This is a genomic window from Streptosporangium sp. NPDC006013, assembly GCF_040614275.1.
Lineage (GTDB): Bacteria > Actinomycetota > Actinomycetes > Streptosporangiales > Streptosporangiaceae > Streptosporangium.
The window spans coordinates 1-1,072 of the sequence record NZ_JBEXUE010000991.1 but is presented as its reverse complement, the minus strand read 5'-3'; the positions used below and the strand labels follow the sequence as shown (position 1 = coordinate 1,072).

Annotated in this window: 1 protein-coding gene; it reads left to right on the top strand. The window is 66.5% G+C overall.

What is annotated here, in order from left to right; translation table 11 throughout:
• Positions 1-1,072: ABC transporter substrate-binding protein (locus ABZ260_RS51505; protein WP_355633368.1), on the top strand; the 1,072-nt coding region annotated here is incomplete at both ends.

The following is a 1,072-nucleotide window of genomic DNA, read 5'->3' as shown; positions in this document are numbered from 1 at the left end:
GGGCGCCGGCGACGACCGCCAAACCGCTGCCCGGCCCCTCGCTCGACGCGAACCTCGACCTGGACGCGCTGGTCACCGCCGCCAAGAAGGAGGGCAGCGTGCTGGTCTACGACTCCAGCGGCGACATCGAGGAGGTGGCCAAGGCGTTCACCAAGAAGTACGGCATCGCGATGGAAGGGGTGAAATCGGACACCCCGCAGACCGCCGAGAAGATGATCAGGGAGCACGCCGCCGACAACGTCACGATCGACGCGGCGATGTACGAGGACGGCGGGGTGCTGGTGGGCCAGCTGATCCCGCAGGGCGTGGCGCAGACGTGGGTGCCCGCCGACCTCACGGACCAGATCCCGGCCGAGAACCAGAACCCGCTGCTCGCGCTGTCGAAGGCCACGGTCTTCGCCTACAACACCAAGCTGTCGCCGGAAGGGTGCCCGGTGAAGAACGTGTGGGACCTGACCGAGCCGGAGTGGGCCGGCAAGCTGGTGATGCAGGACCCACTGGGCAAGCCGACCGTGCTGTCCTTCTTCACCCAGTTGGACGCGCACGGCAACCAGGCGCTGGAGCAGGCGTACCAGACCAAGTACGGCAAGGCTCTGCAGACCGGGGAGAAGAGCGCCGCCTATGAGTGGATCAAGCGGATGGCGGGCAACAAGCCGGTGCTGACCGGCTCCGACGAGGACATCTCCGGTGCGGTGGGCGCGCCGAGCGCCACCGACAAGAAGATCGGGTTCATGTCGATCTCGAAGTTCCGCAACAACGAGGACAAGGGGTACACCCAGGCGACGTGCGAGGGGATGGCGCCGTTCGTCGGCTTCAGCTACCCCAAGTACGTCGCGATCGCCGCCAAGAGCAAGCACCCCAACGCGGCCAAGCTGTACGTCCACTTCATCATGACCGAGGAGGGCGTCAAGCACGAGATCGGCGAGGGCGGCATCTCCGGCAACGACACGGTCAAGCCGCTGGTCACCCCACCCGGGCTGCCCGACTGGAAGGCGCAGCTCTTCCACACCGACCCCAAGGGACTTCTCGGGGACATGCAGAATCGCCAGACGGTCTCCGACTTCTGGCGGGT